The 15,178-nt window shown below is 35.5% G+C and carries 13 protein-coding genes; 8 read left to right on the forward strand and 5 right to left on the reverse strand.

Annotation, left to right across the window (positions count from 1 at the left end; translation table 11 throughout):
• Positions 1-93 precede the first annotated feature (93 nt).
• The 3 genes from AAC601_RS01820 to lpdA form a co-directional block, all read right to left on the reverse strand.
• Positions 94-921 carry an anti-sigma factor gene (locus AAC601_RS01820; protein WP_340152304.1) on the reverse strand — a complete coding sequence of 276 codons (828 nt, stop codon included), beginning with the start codon at positions 919-921 and terminating at the stop codon, positions 94-96.
• On the reverse strand, positions 918-1,463 hold the full coding sequence (locus tag AAC601_RS01825; protein ID WP_340152582.1) for a sigma-70 family RNA polymerase sigma factor: 546 nt from the start codon (positions 1,461-1,463) through the stop codon (positions 918-920). Before AAC601_RS01825 ends, AAC601_RS01820 begins: the two co-directional genes overlap by 4 nt.
• 213 nt (positions 1,464-1,676) lie before the next feature.
• Positions 1,677-3,071, reverse strand: a complete 1,395-nt coding sequence (gene lpdA, locus AAC601_RS01830) for a dihydrolipoyl dehydrogenase (RefSeq protein ID WP_340152583.1) — start codon at positions 3,069-3,071, stop codon at positions 1,677-1,679.
• Between the two features lie 134 nt (positions 3,072-3,205).
• Here lpdA and AAC601_RS01835 point away from each other — a divergent pair, with 134 nt between their 5' ends.
• Complete coding sequence (locus AAC601_RS01835) at positions 3,206-4,366, forward strand: hypothetical protein (protein WP_340152305.1); 1,161 nt, start codon at positions 3,206-3,208, stop codon at positions 4,364-4,366.
• A gap of 68 nt (positions 4,367-4,434) precedes the next feature.
• On the opposite strand, the gene AAC601_RS01840 is transcribed toward AAC601_RS01835, so the two are convergent.
• Positions 4,435-5,598, reverse strand: a complete 1,164-nt coding sequence (locus tag AAC601_RS01840) for a hypothetical protein (RefSeq protein WP_340152306.1) — start codon at positions 5,596-5,598, stop codon at positions 4,435-4,437.
• Positions 5,599-5,658: 60 nt separating this feature from the next.
• Between AAC601_RS01840 and fabG the strand changes: the two genes are divergently transcribed.
• From fabG to AAC601_RS01855, 3 genes are all read left to right on the forward strand, one after another.
• Complete coding sequence (fabG, locus tag AAC601_RS01845; RefSeq protein ID WP_340152307.1) at positions 5,659-6,411, forward strand: 3-oxoacyl-[acyl-carrier-protein] reductase; 753 nt, start codon at positions 5,659-5,661, stop codon at positions 6,409-6,411.
• Positions 6,412-6,744: 333 nt separating this feature from the next.
• A complete protein-coding gene (locus AAC601_RS01850) occupies positions 6,745-7,239 on the forward strand; it encodes a hypothetical protein (protein WP_340152308.1) in 495 nt (164 codons plus the stop codon).
• Between the two features lie 44 nt (positions 7,240-7,283).
• Complete coding sequence (locus tag AAC601_RS01855) at positions 7,284-9,329, forward strand: OmpA family protein (protein ID WP_303267940.1); 2,046 nt, start codon at positions 7,284-7,286, stop codon at positions 9,327-9,329.
• A 437-nt stretch (positions 9,330-9,766) separates the two neighbouring features.
• Here the strand turns inward: AAC601_RS01855 and AAC601_RS01860 are convergent, their stop codons facing one another.
• Positions 9,767-10,930 carry a T9SS type A sorting domain-containing protein gene (locus tag AAC601_RS01860; RefSeq protein ID WP_303267941.1) on the reverse strand — a complete coding sequence of 388 codons (1,164 nt, stop codon included), beginning with the start codon at positions 10,928-10,930 and terminating at the stop codon, positions 9,767-9,769.
• Positions 10,931-11,213: 283 nt separating this feature from the next.
• Between AAC601_RS01860 and AAC601_RS01865 the strand changes: the two genes are divergently transcribed.
• The 4 genes from AAC601_RS01865 (at position 11,214) to AAC601_RS01880 (ending at position 15,176) form a co-directional block, all read left to right on the forward strand.
• Entirely contained in the window at positions 11,214-11,999 is a 786-nt protein-coding gene (locus AAC601_RS01865) for an enoyl-CoA hydratase-related protein (protein WP_340152309.1), read from the forward strand.
• A gap of 149 nt (positions 12,000-12,148) precedes the next feature.
• Positions 12,149-13,627, forward strand: coding sequence for a polysaccharide biosynthesis C-terminal domain-containing protein (locus AAC601_RS01870; protein WP_340152310.1), 1,479 nt, complete (start codon positions 12,149-12,151; stop codon positions 13,625-13,627).
• Between the two features lie 26 nt (positions 13,628-13,653).
• Positions 13,654-14,088, forward strand: coding sequence for a dUTP diphosphatase (gene dut / locus AAC601_RS01875; RefSeq protein WP_303267944.1), 435 nt, complete (start codon positions 13,654-13,656; stop codon positions 14,086-14,088).
• A gap of 77 nt (positions 14,089-14,165) precedes the next feature.
• Entirely contained in the window at positions 14,166-15,176 is a 1,011-nt protein-coding gene (locus AAC601_RS01880) for a sugar phosphate nucleotidyltransferase (RefSeq protein WP_303267945.1), read from the forward strand.
• The last annotated feature ends 2 nt before the right edge of the window (positions 15,177-15,178 follow it).

A 15,178-nucleotide genomic window follows, 5' to 3' on the forward strand; every position in this document is an offset into this window, starting at 1 on the left:
CTCAACATTTTTAAAAAATAAATTACATCAAAACATCATAAAAAGAGGAAAATTATGCTTTTAGATTTACTTTTAGAAAATTAAAATCCGTGATTAAATCTGACCGATTACATACATTTTCTCCATGGTAGGATTTTCACTGCCGCCTCTTGGCTCTAAGGTAACTGCAAAGGCAGAGGCTTTGCTCGTAGTTTTCATTTTGAGTAAGCTTGTCATGTCACCTGCAACATCAAAAACACCCATATCCACAGGACTTCCATCTACTATGGCCCACAATTGATATTGATTTTTGACTTCATTTGCTGGCATTTTCTTAGCATTTAAATAAACCTCATTGGTTTTCTTATTCCAATGGACAAATGCCTGAGCATTAGGAGCAATATCCAAACCTTTCATGGGCACTGTTTCAATTCCAGGCTGTCTCAGAATCTCAATATTACTTGCATACTGATCCATTTGGTTTTTGACCACATTATATTGCTGAGCCATGCTCTGGTTTTGGGCAATAATATTGGATAATCTGGCTTCGGTTTCCTGCCACTGATTGTAATAATAGCCACTTAAGACTATTCCGATTACAGCAACTATACTTGCTGCAGCAGATAAATATGGATATATGGAAAAGGATTTTTCTTCCGTTTTCATCTCTGGTTTAGAAAAATTATAATCAACTTCGTCTTTTGTTGAATTTGTTTCTATTCCCAATTCCTCAAAAAGAGCATTTTTAGAAGCAACCGGAGGTGCAATACTTCCTGTCTGACCTAGGGCAAATAAGGTTTCCTCAGCTTCATCTAAAGCTGTTCGTACTTCCTCATGCTCCTCGGCATACTGAAGCAATTCTTTTGTTTCGGCTTCATTTAGCTGACCCAAAACAAAGGCTTCGATTACTCCTGACGATATGTACGCTTCAATTTTACTCACAATAATAATTCCCTTAATGTACGCATAGCAGTCCTAGCACGAGTTTTGACTGTTCCTAATGGAATGTCAAACTCATCTGCTATTTCAGTTTGCGTATAGCCCTTAAAATACATTTGATCAATAACAAATCGAAGTTCGTCTGAAAGCTTATCTAAAACTTTTTCTAAACCTATGCCATCAATTGATTGCTCTGTTGAATTTGCATTGTCAATGGTATGTACGTTGTCAGAGACTGAATCGGTTTTGCTTGTATTTTTTATTTCTTTGGATCTCAGTTTATCGATGGAAGCATTTCTGCTAATATTCACTAACCATGTGTACAGACGCCCTTTTTCAGCGCTGTATGCATTGATATTTTTCCAGGCTTTCATGAAAACATCATGCAATACTTCTTGAGCAACTTCTTCTGTTTTTACTATTCTTATTATAACGCCATAAATAGCTGCACTATAATTATCGTACAGATACTCGAAAGCACTGGGCTTCTGTGCTTTGAGCTCCTTAATAAGAACTTCCTCTGATATTTTAACTACTTGTGCTATGGTTGTAAATTTCGTTTGCTAAATAAATGATATTAAGTCAATAAAAAAAGCTGTTAGGCAAATTCAATTTATTAAATCTGCTAAACAGCTTTTTGTTTTGATAATGCTGAAGTTTTAAACCAGGCAGGTTTTCAATAGCTATATATTAAAATGATATTCTAAATCAAACGCTTTTATTATAATCAAACCTGAAAGGTTTCAGCTACTTTTCATTTATATATGAATCACCTCATCATAGGCAGCCGCAGCCGCTTCCATCACAGCTTCACTCATAGTTGGGTGAGGATGAACGGTCTTAATCAATTCATGACCAGTAGTCTCTAATTTTCTTACGGCCACAATTTCAGCAATCATTTCTGTAACATTAGCACCTATCATATGGGCACCTAATAGTTCACCATACTTTGCATCAAATACTAATTTCACGAAACCATCTTTTGCTCCGGCAGCGCTCGCTTTTCCTGAAGCAGAGAAAGGGAATTTACCTACTTTCAATTCATAGCCAGCGTCTTTAGCTTGTTTTTCAGTATAACCAACGGATGCAATTTCTGGGCTACAGTAAGTACAACCCGGTATGTTTTTATAGTCCAATGGCTCTGGATTCTCACCAGCTATTTTTTCAACACAGATAATACCTTCTGCCGAAGCTACGTGTGCTAAGGCTGGACCATGAACGATATCGCCAATGGCATATACTCCATCTACATTCGTTTTGTAATAATCATCAACTAAAACTTTTCCTTTGTCAGTAGAAACACCAGCATCTTCTAAACCAATACCCTCTAAGTTGGTAGAAACACCAACAGCAGAAAGTACTACATCACAATCTAGTTTCTCTTCGCCTTTTTTGGTTTTAACAGTTACTTTGCAACCGCTACCTTTGGTGTCAACAGAAGTCACTTCTGAGCTAGTCATTATATTTATACCAGCTTTTTTATACGTTTTAGCCAGTGCTTTTGAAACCTCTTCGTCTTCAACTGGAACAATTCTGTCCATGAATTCCACTATGGTTACTTCTGTGCCAATAGAGTTATAGAAATAAGCAAATTCCACTCCAATCGCACCTGAACCTACAACCACCATTTTCTTCGGTTGTTTTTCTAAGCTCATCGCTTTTCTGTACTCGATAATTTTTTTACCATCTATCGGTAGGTTTGGCAGCTCTTTTGCCCTTCCGCCTGTAGCTACAATAATACTGTCAGCAGAATATTCAGTTTTTTTGCCGTCAGCTTCTACCTCAACCTTTTTACCAGATTTCAGCTTTCCATAGCCCATAATCACATCAATCTTGTTTTTCTTCATCAAGAACTGTACACCTTTGCTCATGCCATCTGCAACACCACGACTTCTTTTAATCATACCTGAAAAATCTGCTTTAGCGTCTTTCACAGAGATTCCGTAATCTTCCGCATGGCTTATATATTCAAATACATTGGCACTTTTTAATAATGCTTTAGTAGGGATACAGCCCCAATTTAAACAAATTCCGCCCAAACTTTCCTTTTCAACAATAGCTACTTTTTTACCTAGTTGAGAAGCACGGATTGCCGCTACATAACCTCCGGGGCCAGAGCCCACTATTATAATGTCATATTTTGATGCCATAATATTGATTAATTAAATTTTGGATTCTTTTTTCTTACAGACAAATTTAATGGAAAAGGGGCTAGAAAAAAATTTTGTTGCTTTTATCAAATTTTCCATATCATTGAATAAGTTTTTGTTTTTTAAGTCCTTTCTGCATGCGTGAAACATTTATTCCTTTTTTTATTAAAAAGTATTTCGATTATATTTTAACATTATTCATTTCCGGAATTTTATTTTGGGTTGTGAATTTCTTTGGATTGGGCTATACCTTCGACTCAAGGATGTATGTTGAAATTGCGAATGAGGTTAATTCAGTTGGTTTTTTTCAAATACAAGGATTCAATGTTAAACCACCAGTTTTACCATTCTTAATTGCAGTTCTGGGTGAGAGCAATATGGTTTGGTTAAATTTTCTTTGTTTTATTGTTATTCAAGCCTTTGGTGTTTACTGGTCTCACCAGATCAAACATGCTTATTTGCGCTATACATTTTTAACAATAGTAATTTTCGCAACTCCTCACTTACTAATTAGCTCATTTTTATGGACAGAACCTCTGTTTTTAACAATTCTACTATTAACCTTTTTTTTACTTGAAAAACACCATAAAACTCAACTTACTAGTTATGTTTTTTCGGCAATTGTATTGTTAATAACCCTTCCCTTTGTACGTTTTGCAGGTATATTTTTGGTTGTCCCTATTTTTGGGTTTCTCCTAATTAGATCAAAAAGAAAAAAAATAGTTTTACTTTCAATTGTGATCTTGTTCTTTATTTCATTTGGATGGGTATTTTTGTTCAGCGAAGGATTTTTAGGCCGCTGGGATAGGTTTATAACTCCATTAATCTCAGGAAGAATTAACCATATTGGATATAATCTCACCTCTTATAGTAAAGCAATCACGAGTTGGTTTTTTCCTTATATGATTGATGGCCTCTTTAGCAGATCTGTAAGTGTAGTCATTCTTTTTATTGTCATTTATAAATCTTCTCTGCTCTACTTTCAGAACCATAGAAGTAAGATTTATTTGACTCCCTTACTTTTTATAATTTATTGCGTTTTAATGATATCTGTATTTAGAGTAGAGTATTATGCAGCTGAAAGGTACCTGGCAATTTTTTATTTGCTGTTGTTCTTAAATCTGTTTCTTCAAATTGATGATCTCATTAAATCTACTCAATCGATTATTGTTAAAAGAGTTACTTATTTTGGTATTGCTCTTTTGGGAAGCTATAGTGTTTTGAGAGCGATCAGAAATGTTTTTTTCTGGAATGGACTCAGGACGGACTCTTTCGACTTGAGTTCAATTCTTATTTAGGCTGACTTCAGGCTAAAATTATAATCATAAAATAGCAATATGGGCCTATGAAGTTTGAAGCACAGTTGTTAGTAGAATATTTTTGCTGACTTTTGCTGATGTTTACTTCTATAATTCCATTGCGCTACGTTTTTAGTAGTCCTTGTAATATTATATATTAAAAGAATAACGATAAGTGCAGATAATACCATTTTCATTTTACTAGAAATTAGTTTTTCATAAAGCCTTTTCGAAATAGTTGTTAGTTGTAAAATTAATAAGGGTATAACAGGAGCTAGAAATCTGCCTGTTTCGCTTAATTCAAATTTGGGTAATAGCAAGAATGAAACAATGTAAGTCAGAAATATAGTAGATAGAATGTTATTGATTTTTGACAATAAGGGGACTGATAAAATAACTGTACCTCCAGTAATTAATAGAAATGGGGGAATTAGGTCACTATAGGGTATAAATATTCTTATTAATTCACTTGCAAACGTTTTAAGATTTGAAAAGAAGTCAATAATTGGCGGACTGCTGTAAAAATAAAATTCTTCAGGAAACCTGAGTTTTTGATTAATATTCCATACAACATTCGGAGTTATTATGACCAGGTGGATGAATATCATCTTTAGGAGATAATGCCATTTTCTTTCCTTTAGAAAGGTACCTATTGATTGAATTGTAAGTCCTAGTATGATAAAAACACCTGCATTTCTTTGTAAACACATTAGGGATAACAGGATTGTAGCTATAAACAGAAACTGAATCTTGGATTGCTCACCTCTCCATTTTATGTAGAAATATAAACCTGAGTAAAAAAGAAGGATAAAGATTGTTTCTGACCAAAGAAAGCTAGAGACAAGATAAGGGTAAACTGATACAGAGAATATTGCTAAAGTAGGAATTGCTAAATTTCTACTAGATTTTAGTTTAACAACCCAGTAGATAAATAGTAAGGCGGACAGTAAACAAATAGTGTGAAAAATATAATAAGCTTTCTCACTAAAGAAGCTCATTATTATCGGGAAGAGGGGTGGCCAGAATGTGTAAACGCCACCGTCATAAGCTTTAAGAACAAAATCTGACTGAAAACTCCTTGATGCGGACCAGTAGTGAAAGGAATCTGAATTCCAAATTAAACCACCAGAAGTTGCATATAAATGAATACAAAATGCTGTTAATAGTAAGGGAGCAATAATGATATATTCATATTTATTGACAAATCTTTTTAAGTCTATTTCCCCTTTCATTTTCTTAATTAGCTTAATCCTTGTAATTTTAGACTTTTTACAATCAACTACAAACCGATTATGACAAAACTATTAGAAGGAAAAACCGCACTTATCACGGGTGCTTCAAAAGGAATAGGTAAATCTATTGCCGAAAAGTATGCTGAACAGGGTGCTAACGTAGCCTTTACTTTTTTATCTAGTGTTGAAAAAGGTCAAGCATTAGAAAAAGAACTAACTGATGCCTACGGTGTAAAGGTTAAGGGATATCGTTCCGATGCCTCAAATTTTCAAGCAGCAGAAGAGTTGATAGCAAATGTCGTCTCAGATTTTGGTAGCTTGGATGTTTTAGTGAATAATGCTGGGATTACTAAAGATAATTTGTTGATGCGAATGACTGAGGAAATGTGGGATGATGTCATTAATATCAATTTAAAATCTTGTTTCAATACTGTGAAAGCAGCAAACCGTACCTTCATGAAGCAAAAAAGTGGTTCTATCATCAATATGACTTCTGTGGTAGGTATTAAAGGAAATCCTGGTCAAGCAAATTATGCCGCTTCCAAAGCAGGTATTATAGGTTTCACCAAATCTGTAGCCTTAGAATTAGGATCAAGAAATATTCGTTCAAATGCCATTGCACCAGGTTTTATCGAAACGGAAATGACCGATGCCTTGGATGAGAAAACAGTTCAAGGCTGGAGAGATGCCATTCCATTGAAAAGAGGTGGAAGGCCAGAGGACGTAGCAGATTTATGCGTTTTTCTGGGATCTGATATGTCTGCTTATATTACAGGTCAAGTAATTCAGGTTGATGGTGGAATGCTAACTTGATCTACAGAAATTTTTTAAACCTGTCAGGAACACCTTAATTATCAATACTGGATTATTTTACAGCCTTAATTTCTTAGCCAGGAGCCGTGACAGGTTTGCTTTATTTTCTATTGAAGCAGTGTTTGTCAGCAACACTAAATCGTAAAGTTGAATTGACTATTCAAATTTCAGAGGAGAGACAAAAATAAAGAGAACTTGGAGCTAGCGAAGGCTCAGAGTTCTTTTTGAGTAATTTCCTTCGAACTTATTAACTTTAAGAATCGTTAATTGGAGAAATTTGAATCAACGTTATAATTTTTTAGCATTAGCAAAACAAATAATTACAAATCAGATATGTACACCAATTTTAATGAGTTAGATAAGAGTTCAAGACTGTGGGTTTACCAATCGGATAGGGTACTCAATGAGACTGAGGAGCAATTTATTCTTGATAATGGTAAAGCATTTGTGGAATCTTGGACAGCTCATAATCAAGCACTAAAAGCTTCGATTGAAGTTAAATTTAATCGATTTATAATATTGGCCGTAGATGAAACTCAAGCACCTGCAACAGGTTGCTCAATTGATAAATCAGTACATTTCATTAAGGCTATAGAGAATGAATTAAAAGTCAACCTGCTTGACAAAGGGAAGGTAGCTTTTAAAAGAAATGATGAAATCTTCTTAGAAAACTTAGCGGGCATTAAATCAAAAGTGGAGTCAGAAGAAATTACGCCCGATTTATTGACTTTTAACAATATGGTGACTAGCAAAGGAGATTTTGATTCTCATTGGTTAATTCCTGTGAGTGATAGCTGGATGGCTAGATTTTTGAGAGCAAAAGTATAATTATTGCAACTTTTTCGTTTACTTTAAAACAGGAGGATCGACTTTTGAGGAATACTGCACAAATTTTAGTTTTTATTAGTTTTTTATTCATAAACGCATGTTCTGTTTATAAAAAGGCAGAGAAAAAGTTTGAAAAAGGTGAATTTAATTCTGCTATCAATTTATATAAACAGGCGGTAAAGAAAAATGATAATGCTGCTCAAGCATTATTTAAAACAGCTGAATCATACAGACTATCCAATCGATTGGAGATATCTGCACCTTTTTATGAGGCCGCCATCGATTCAGGATATAGAGAAGATGAAGTTTTTTATAATTACGCACTCGCATTAAAGTCGAATTCCTCTTACACCCAAGCCAAGGAAGTCTTGGAGAATTATTTGCCCAACGCAAATAATCCTGAAATTAAGAGATTGGCCGAATTCCAGTTGAAAAACCTTTCCAATATTGACGAAATCCTCGAGGATCAAACATTCTATACGGTTAAAAATCTAGAGGAAATAAATACACCAGCAGCAGAATATGCTCCATTTTTTCATGATGACGAATTGTATTTTACTTCAACTAGAGATGACGATGGCAAGATATACAAGGCCACCGGAGACAATTACTCTGATATCTACAAGGTGAAATCACGGGGTGCAAATGTGGACACAAGTAGCATACAAAAACTACCCCCAATTATTAATTGGCCAGATGCAAATGAAGGTTCTGTGGCCATTGATCCACGGGGTCGAACTATGGTTTTTGCAAGAGGTAATACAGGGAAACGGAAAGGGCTTAATGATGTTAATCTATATATTACAAGATATAGAAATAGTAAATGGTCCGAACCTGAATTAATGAGGATAAATGATCCTGAAGCATGGAATTCTACTCCTGCCTTTAGTGAAGATGGAAGAACACTATATTTTTCCTCCACAAGAGAAGGTGGATTTGGAGGGGTTGATCTTTACTCTGCAACGGTTAATAGCAGAGGTCAATGGGGGAATGTTAGAAATCTGGGTGAGAAAATTAATACACCAGAAGACGAAATGTTTCCTTCCACCTCACAGGATGGAAAGTTATATTTTTCCTCCAACGGGCATCCCGGATTAGGTAAACTTGATATTTTTGTGGCTGACCGAAAAGGAGGGAAGGTTACAATCTCCCACTTAGGGAAACCTATGAATTCCAATAAAGATGATTTTGCTGTATTTATGTATTCACCTGATAGAGGCTTCTTTTCAAGTGACAGGCCTGGAGGAAAAGGAAGAGATGATATTTATACATTTAAGAATGAAGATCCAAATCTTAAAATTATCAACTATTTTCTTGAAGGCGTAACTACTACCAATAATTCAAATGAAGTGGAGGTAATTCTGCCTGGTGTAAACGTAAGAATTTTCTCTCAAGACAGCGTTTTGCTTGGAGAAATTTTAACTGGGCAAGATGGGAAATTTAATTTCAGAGTATCTGAAGAGGAGGAGTATTTCATTATTGCAGAGCGAGATAATTTTTTTACCACCAGAAAGACGTTTTCTACAATAGGAAAAACATTGGATAAAAGCCAATTGACTTCATTAATTACTAATAAAGTATTCCAAACAGAAATTCTGCTCGAAGAGATTATTTTGGATAAAGCTTTTGAGCTTGAGAATATTTACTACGATTTCGATTCCGCTAATATTCGAGCAGATGCGGCAGTCGAGCTTGATAAATTAGTTACTATTTTAAATGATAATCCACCGATAAAAATTGAACTAAGTTCACATACGGATGCCAGGGGAGAGGCGGCATATAATCAAGATCTTTCTAGAAGAAGAGCAGAATCAGCTGTTGCTTATATTATTTCTCAAGGCATTGACCCTTCAAGAATTAAGGCTAAAGGGTACGGGGAAAGCCAGTTGATCATTGAAGATGCTGAAACGGAAGAAGAACATGAAACCAACCGAAGGACTGAATTTAAAGTAACGGAATACGATAAGGAAATTGCCAGAAGAATAAGGGAACAAGAAGAAGCACAGTTCAAAAAAGGTACAGTAGAAGTGGAGATTAAAGACGAGAAAGCAGTTCCTGAGGCTTCCACGGATGAGTTCGATTTTAATTAGGAGACCTAGTTCCATAGTCTTAAAATATATTTCTATAATCCCTTCAAGTGGATATTTTGCTCGTAATTAAGAGAGTATTTAATATAAGTTAGCATCGTTTCTGTCAAATTAACTGAGGGCATAGATTTAAGGAGAAACAATCTTATATCTAATAACAAAAACATAACTTTCTGTGACAAAGGTATCGACTTCAGGCGGGTTAGGGGTCAAAAAAAGCCTCACATTTCTACTAGGCGCTCCTATGGTTGAATATTGGTCAATTTATTTCAATTAAGCAATTTCCTCCCCAAATTAAAAAAGAACCGTAAATCTGTGCGAAGTATCCCCTTGAGGGGATCATAGGGGTGTATTGTACCTGGTTATAATTATGCTATGAACAAAAAAAAGCCCCGCATTGCTGCGAGGCTAACCCTATTGTTGCATGATGATGAGTTATCTTATTGAATAATAACTCTAATATTTTCTTGTAATCCGTTATGAATTACTTTTAAGATGTACATGCCGGACTTCAATTTCTGATTGATTTGCAGTGTGCCATCGGTATTATATTCTCTAAATTCCTGGATTTTAACACCATTTAGGTCAAATAACCCTACATAAGCTAATTTCTCTCTAAATTCAGTTGGTACCTGAATTTTTAAGTTGGAAACATCCTTCACGGGATTAGGCGATACCGCTAATTTACCTTCAAACCCCACTTTAATGCTTGAAACTGGTGAGTATTCAAAAGATCCATCAATATCTACTGCTTTTAATCGATAATGAACAACACCGAACGGACTATTTCTATCCGTAAAATCATAATAGACATCTGAATTACTTTCACCTAAACCTTGAACCATTCCAATTGGGTCCCAATTGCTCTGGTCTAAAGAACGCTCAATCTCAAAATGTGAGAAATTCTCTTCTTTAGCGGTTACCCAGTTTAAATTGATATTTTTATTTGATTTGGTAGTAGTAAAGGATTTTAGTTCGATCGGAAGTGAAGTTTGACCATCTCCATTTACAAAATTTTCTAAATCAGAAAAACCATCATCTGATAGCTGATCAATAGTTCTTGCACTATTTGGGTCTCCACCGTTTATAATGTCATCTGAAGTACCAGTGTATTCTGTAGCATATACATTACCATTCCCTGAATAATCAGCTTGATTTGTATTGCCTTGATCTCTGCTGACCGTACCTTTAACTATTAATGTTCCTTCGGTATTAATAGATATTTTATTATCTAAAACTAAATTGCCAAATACTATAAAGACTCCTCCTGTGCCAATGACTAATTGCATTGCTTTGTTTTCAAATACAACATCTCCATATACTACCAATGTATCATTTACGGTAAAATCCCTTCCCTCATTATTTGTAGCAAACTGCAATGCAGTTGACGTACCCGGAGTTGGTGCTGGATATTCACCTCTATTTATATATCCTTGTATAGTAATGTTTTCAGGCCCTAATCCAGTAGTGTTAGGAGCTGTACCACCTTGCCAAGAACTATTATTCGTCCAAATACCCTCGTAATTATCATTACTAGTTTTCTGGCTATAAGCTTTAGTTAATAGTACAGTAGAAAGTAGGGTAATAAATAAAATGTTCTTCATTTTCATATAGATTATAATGCAAATATACTTCAATAGATCTAATCTATTCAATATCAATAAGTAAATCACTGATGATTTATTACATAATACACTTAATATACGACTACTCCCTACATATTGGTTGTCAAGTATATAGTATTTACGTTGAACCACTCATTTTACTCGATTAAGCCCCTAATATCCAAAACTTAGTGGTAAGATTACAGTCATTATAACAATTAGCTCTTTGTGGTTGCATTCGCATGCGCTATATTTGCATTCTAAAAGAAACTAGAATTCATTTATGGCTGATTTTGAAAACCTACAACTGGCTAATGATAATGGTGTGTTAACCGTCACCATCAATAGAGCCGAAAAACTAAATGCCTTAAATATCGCCACTATAGAAGAATTGCGTGAAGCTTTCCAAGATATTTATGATAATCCGGATGTGAAATCTGTCATCTTAACTGGGGCAGGAGAAAAAGCTTTTGTAGCAGGGGCGGATATTTCTGAGATATCAGAACTCAATGAAATGAATGGCAGAAAGTTTTCCGAGAACGGCCAGGAGGTTTTTGAGATGATAGAAAAGTGCCATAAACCTGTCTTGGCAGCGGTAAATGGTTTTGCTTTAGGCGGTGGTTGTGAATTGGCTATGGCTTGTCATATGCGAGTTGCAACACCTAATGCAAAATTTGGTCAGCCGGAAGTAAATTTGGGTATAATCCCCGGATATGGCGGTACACAGAGATTAACGCAGTTGATCGGCAAGGGAAAAGCTTTGGAATTAATGATGACAGCTGATTTCATCGATGCTGAAGAAGCGAAAAGCCTTGGGTTAGTAAACCACATCGCTGAAAGTCATGACGAATTAATGACACTGGCCAATGCTATATTAAGTAAAATCAATAGCAAAGCTCCTTTAGCTATCGGGATGGTGATTGATAGCATAAATGCTTATTATGCTGGAGAAGAAAATGGTTATCAAACTGAAGCCAATAGCTTCGCGGCTTGTTGCAAATCCGAAGATTTCAAGGAAGGAACAAAAGCGTTCTTAGAAAAAAGAGCTGCGGAGTTTAAAGGTGAATAGCAGTAATTAATACTTAATAATTTTTTAATTAATAATTAGAAAAATATGGGAATTAGGAAGATGATGTATCGTTTTGGTCTCTTTCTTCCTATTTCTTATTTCTGGTACTCAACTTCCCTCTTACCGCATCCTACTACCACCTTCCCAGCATGAATCCATTAAAAAAATTAGCATCCGAAGCCGGTTTATATGGATTGCCCAGTATTTTGGGCAGATTGTTGAATTATCTGTTAGTTCCTATTCACACTGCAGTTTTTATGACGGATCAATTTGGAACTATTACCAAGTTGTACGCCTATGCTGCCTTTTTGAATATAATCTATACCTACGGAATGGAAACAGCGTATTTCCGTTTTGCTACCAGAGAAAAATCAGGAAATTACTACGAACAGGCTTTTACCTCTATATTATTAACTTCTATTCTTTTTAGTGGCGCAATATTTATATTTGCTGAACAGATAATACAATTTCTGGATTTATCTGTTGAAACTTACATTGTCCGTTATCTATCTGTCATCTTTTTTGTAGATGCCATAGTCGCTATACCACTGGCAAAACTACGTTTAGCTCATAAAGCTCGAAAATTTGCATTTACTCGAATGAGCAGTATAGTGCTGAATATATTATTTAATTTATGCTTTTTGGTGCTGTTTCCATTTTTGGCAAAGTCAGGATACATGCAATGGGACACTCAAGAGCCATTTGATATAGGATATGTTTTTCTAGCCAATTTGTTGGCGAATGCATGCATGCTGATCATATTATATCAGGAAATATTTTTAGTCAGATTAAGATTCCATGGGGCGAGAACCAAGAAAATGATGGTCTACGCAGTACCAATATTGTTAATGGGTTTGGCGGGTATAGCCGTAGAGCAACTGGATAAGATCATCTTTGAATATTTGTTGCCGCAAAATTTTTATGAGGGAGTAAATGCTGAAGAAGCCTTAGGGATTTATTCTGCTACCTTCAAACTTAGTATTTTTATGGCATTAGCGATTCAAGCATTTCGCTATGCTGGAGAACCTTTCTTCTTTAGTCAGGCAGAAGATAAAGAAGCCCCAGAGCTTTTTGCAAAGGTGCTTTATTATTTTGTTTCGCTTTCCTTGCTGATTTGGGTGGGAGTGAGTTTGAATGCAGATTTGATTGGTAGAATATTTTTAAGTAAAGATGCTTTTCGTGATGCCTTGTTTTTGGTTCCAATATTGCTACTAGGGAAATTGTTTTTTGGGATTTATATAAATCTTAGTATTTGGTTTAAATTGACTGATAAAACGTACTATGGAGTCTATATTAGCATAGTTGGCGGACTGGTAGCTTTGATGGGAGACATCCTTTTAATACCTATTTTGGGATATACCGGAGCTGCTTTCGCATCAGTTTTGGCTTACTTTAGTATGACCGCATACTGTTATTTTAGTGGGCAGAAGCATTTTAAAATACCCTATCCCGTAGGAAAGATAGTCTTGAATATTTTGATTGCTGGCGTAATAATTGCAGTATTTTTTTACTTTAAACCTGCCAATACAGGGCTCAATTATGGTTTAGGTATCGGAATTAGTGCGCTCTATGCTGCCTTGATGTTTCTGTATGAACGTAAGAGTATTTTATCCAATAAATTAAAATGATACTTTTGAGTTTTCAATAATAAATTATGGAAGTAAAAGTTATAAATAAATCGAAGAACGAATTACCTGCATATCAAACAGACAGTGCGGCTGGTTTGGATTTAAGAGCCAATTTGGGTGAACCTATTGACTTAAAGCCAATGCAAAGGGTGCTTGTGCCGACAGGTTTGTATATGGAACTACCTAAAGGACATGAAGCGCAAATACGCCCTAGAAGTGGGTTGGCATTTAAGCACGGGATCACAGTGCTGAACAGTCCAGGAACAATAGATGCAGATTATAGAGGTGAAATTAAGATTTTACTGGTAAATCTTTCAGACGATTCCTTTTTGATTGAATCAGGGGAAAGAGTTGCACAAATGGTGATTTCTAAACATGAGCAAATTGACTGGAGTTTAGTAGATAGTCTTGAAGACTCTGAAAGAAGTGCCGGTGGTTTTGGAAGTACTGGTAAAGTCTAAGATAGAATCATTTTTTTCTTAAATTTAGTTTTTAATTAAGCTATAAAGCCAATCGGCATTAAAAGATATAAATCATTATGAACATTATTATTCCAATGGCAGGTATGGGAAAACGAATGCGTCCTCATACTTTAACAATTCCAAAACCATTAGTTCCGATAGCCGGAAAACCAATTGTGCAGAGATTGGTCGAAGATATTGCAAAAGTTTGCGGCAGCGAGGTAGATAAAATTGGTTTTATTATTAAATCTTCCTTTGGGAAGGAGATTGAAGAAAGTTTAATAAATATTGCTGAATCTGTAGGAGCAAAGGGCTCCATCCATTATCAAGAAGAAGCCTTAGGTACTGCCCACGCCATTATGTGTGCGAAAGATTTATTGGATGGGAATTCTGTTGTGGCTTTTGCTGATACCCTATTCAAGGCTGATTTTAAATTAGATACATCTGAAGAAGGGATCATTTGGACGCAAAAAGTTGATGATCCTTCCGCTTTTGGTGTTGTAAAAGTGAACGATGATAATGTAATTACGGATTTCATTGAAAAGCCTGACACTCCGGTTTCCAATTTGGCAATTATAGGTATTTATTACTTCCAGAAGGGCGAAGACTTAAGGAAAGAGTTGCAATACTTACTGGATAACGATATCAAAGATGCAGGTGGTGAGTTCCAAATCACAGTGGCATTGGAAAATATGAAGGCGAAAGGAGTCAAATTACGCCCTGGCACTGTGACAGAGTGGTTGGATTGCGGCAATAAAGATGCTACGGTTTATACCAATCAGCGCTATTTGGAGTTCATTAAGGATGAAGAATTGATTAGTCTCTCTGCGAATGTTGAGAATTCAGTAATTATTCCTCCCGTCTATTTGGGTGATAATGTTTCAATAAAAAACTCTGTGGTGGGTCCTCACGTTTCCATCGGAGATAATACAGAAGTTCATGATAGCAGAATAAGTAACAGCATTATTCAAAAGAACTCCAATATAACTGAAGCGCAACTTAAAAACAGTATGTTAGGAAGCTTTGTATTATATCAGGGAGCGGCTAAGGATTTAAGTATTGGTGATTACAATAAGGTGATTGAATAGAG

The sequence above is a fragment of the uncultured Marivirga sp. genome (assembly GCF_963974845.1).
In the GTDB taxonomy this organism is placed as follows: domain Bacteria; phylum Bacteroidota; class Bacteroidia; order Cytophagales; family Cyclobacteriaceae; genus Marivirga; species Marivirga harenae.

Bases quoted from the DNA above. Each gene is read 5' to 3' on its own strand.
- AAC601_RS01870 (WP_340152310.1), top strand. From the start codon at position 12,149: ATGAATCCATTAAAAAAATTAGCATCCGAAGCCGGTTTATATGGATTG.
- AAC601_RS01835 (WP_340152305.1), top strand. From the start codon at position 3,206: ATGCGTGAAACATTTATTCCTTTTTTTATTAAAAAGTATTTCGATTAT.
- AAC601_RS01840 (WP_340152306.1), bottom strand. From the start codon at position 5,598: ATGAAAGGGGAAATAGACTTAAAAAGATTTGTCAATAAATATGAATAT.
- AAC601_RS01860 (WP_303267941.1), bottom strand. From the start codon at position 10,930: ATGAAGAACATTTTATTTATTACCCTACTTTCTACTGTACTATTAACT.
- AAC601_RS01865 (WP_340152309.1), top strand. From the start codon at position 11,214: ATGGCTGATTTTGAAAACCTACAACTGGCTAATGATAATGGTGTGTTA.
- AAC601_RS01850 (WP_340152308.1), top strand. From the start codon at position 6,745: ATGTACACCAATTTTAATGAGTTAGATAAGAGTTCAAGACTGTGGGTT.
- dut (WP_303267944.1), top strand. From the start codon at position 13,654: ATGGAAGTAAAAGTTATAAATAAATCGAAGAACGAATTACCTGCATAT.
- fabG (WP_340152307.1), top strand. From the start codon at position 5,659: ATGACAAAACTATTAGAAGGAAAAACCGCACTTATCACGGGTGCTTCA.
- AAC601_RS01880 (WP_303267945.1), top strand. From the start codon at position 14,166: ATGAACATTATTATTCCAATGGCAGGTATGGGAAAACGAATGCGTCCT.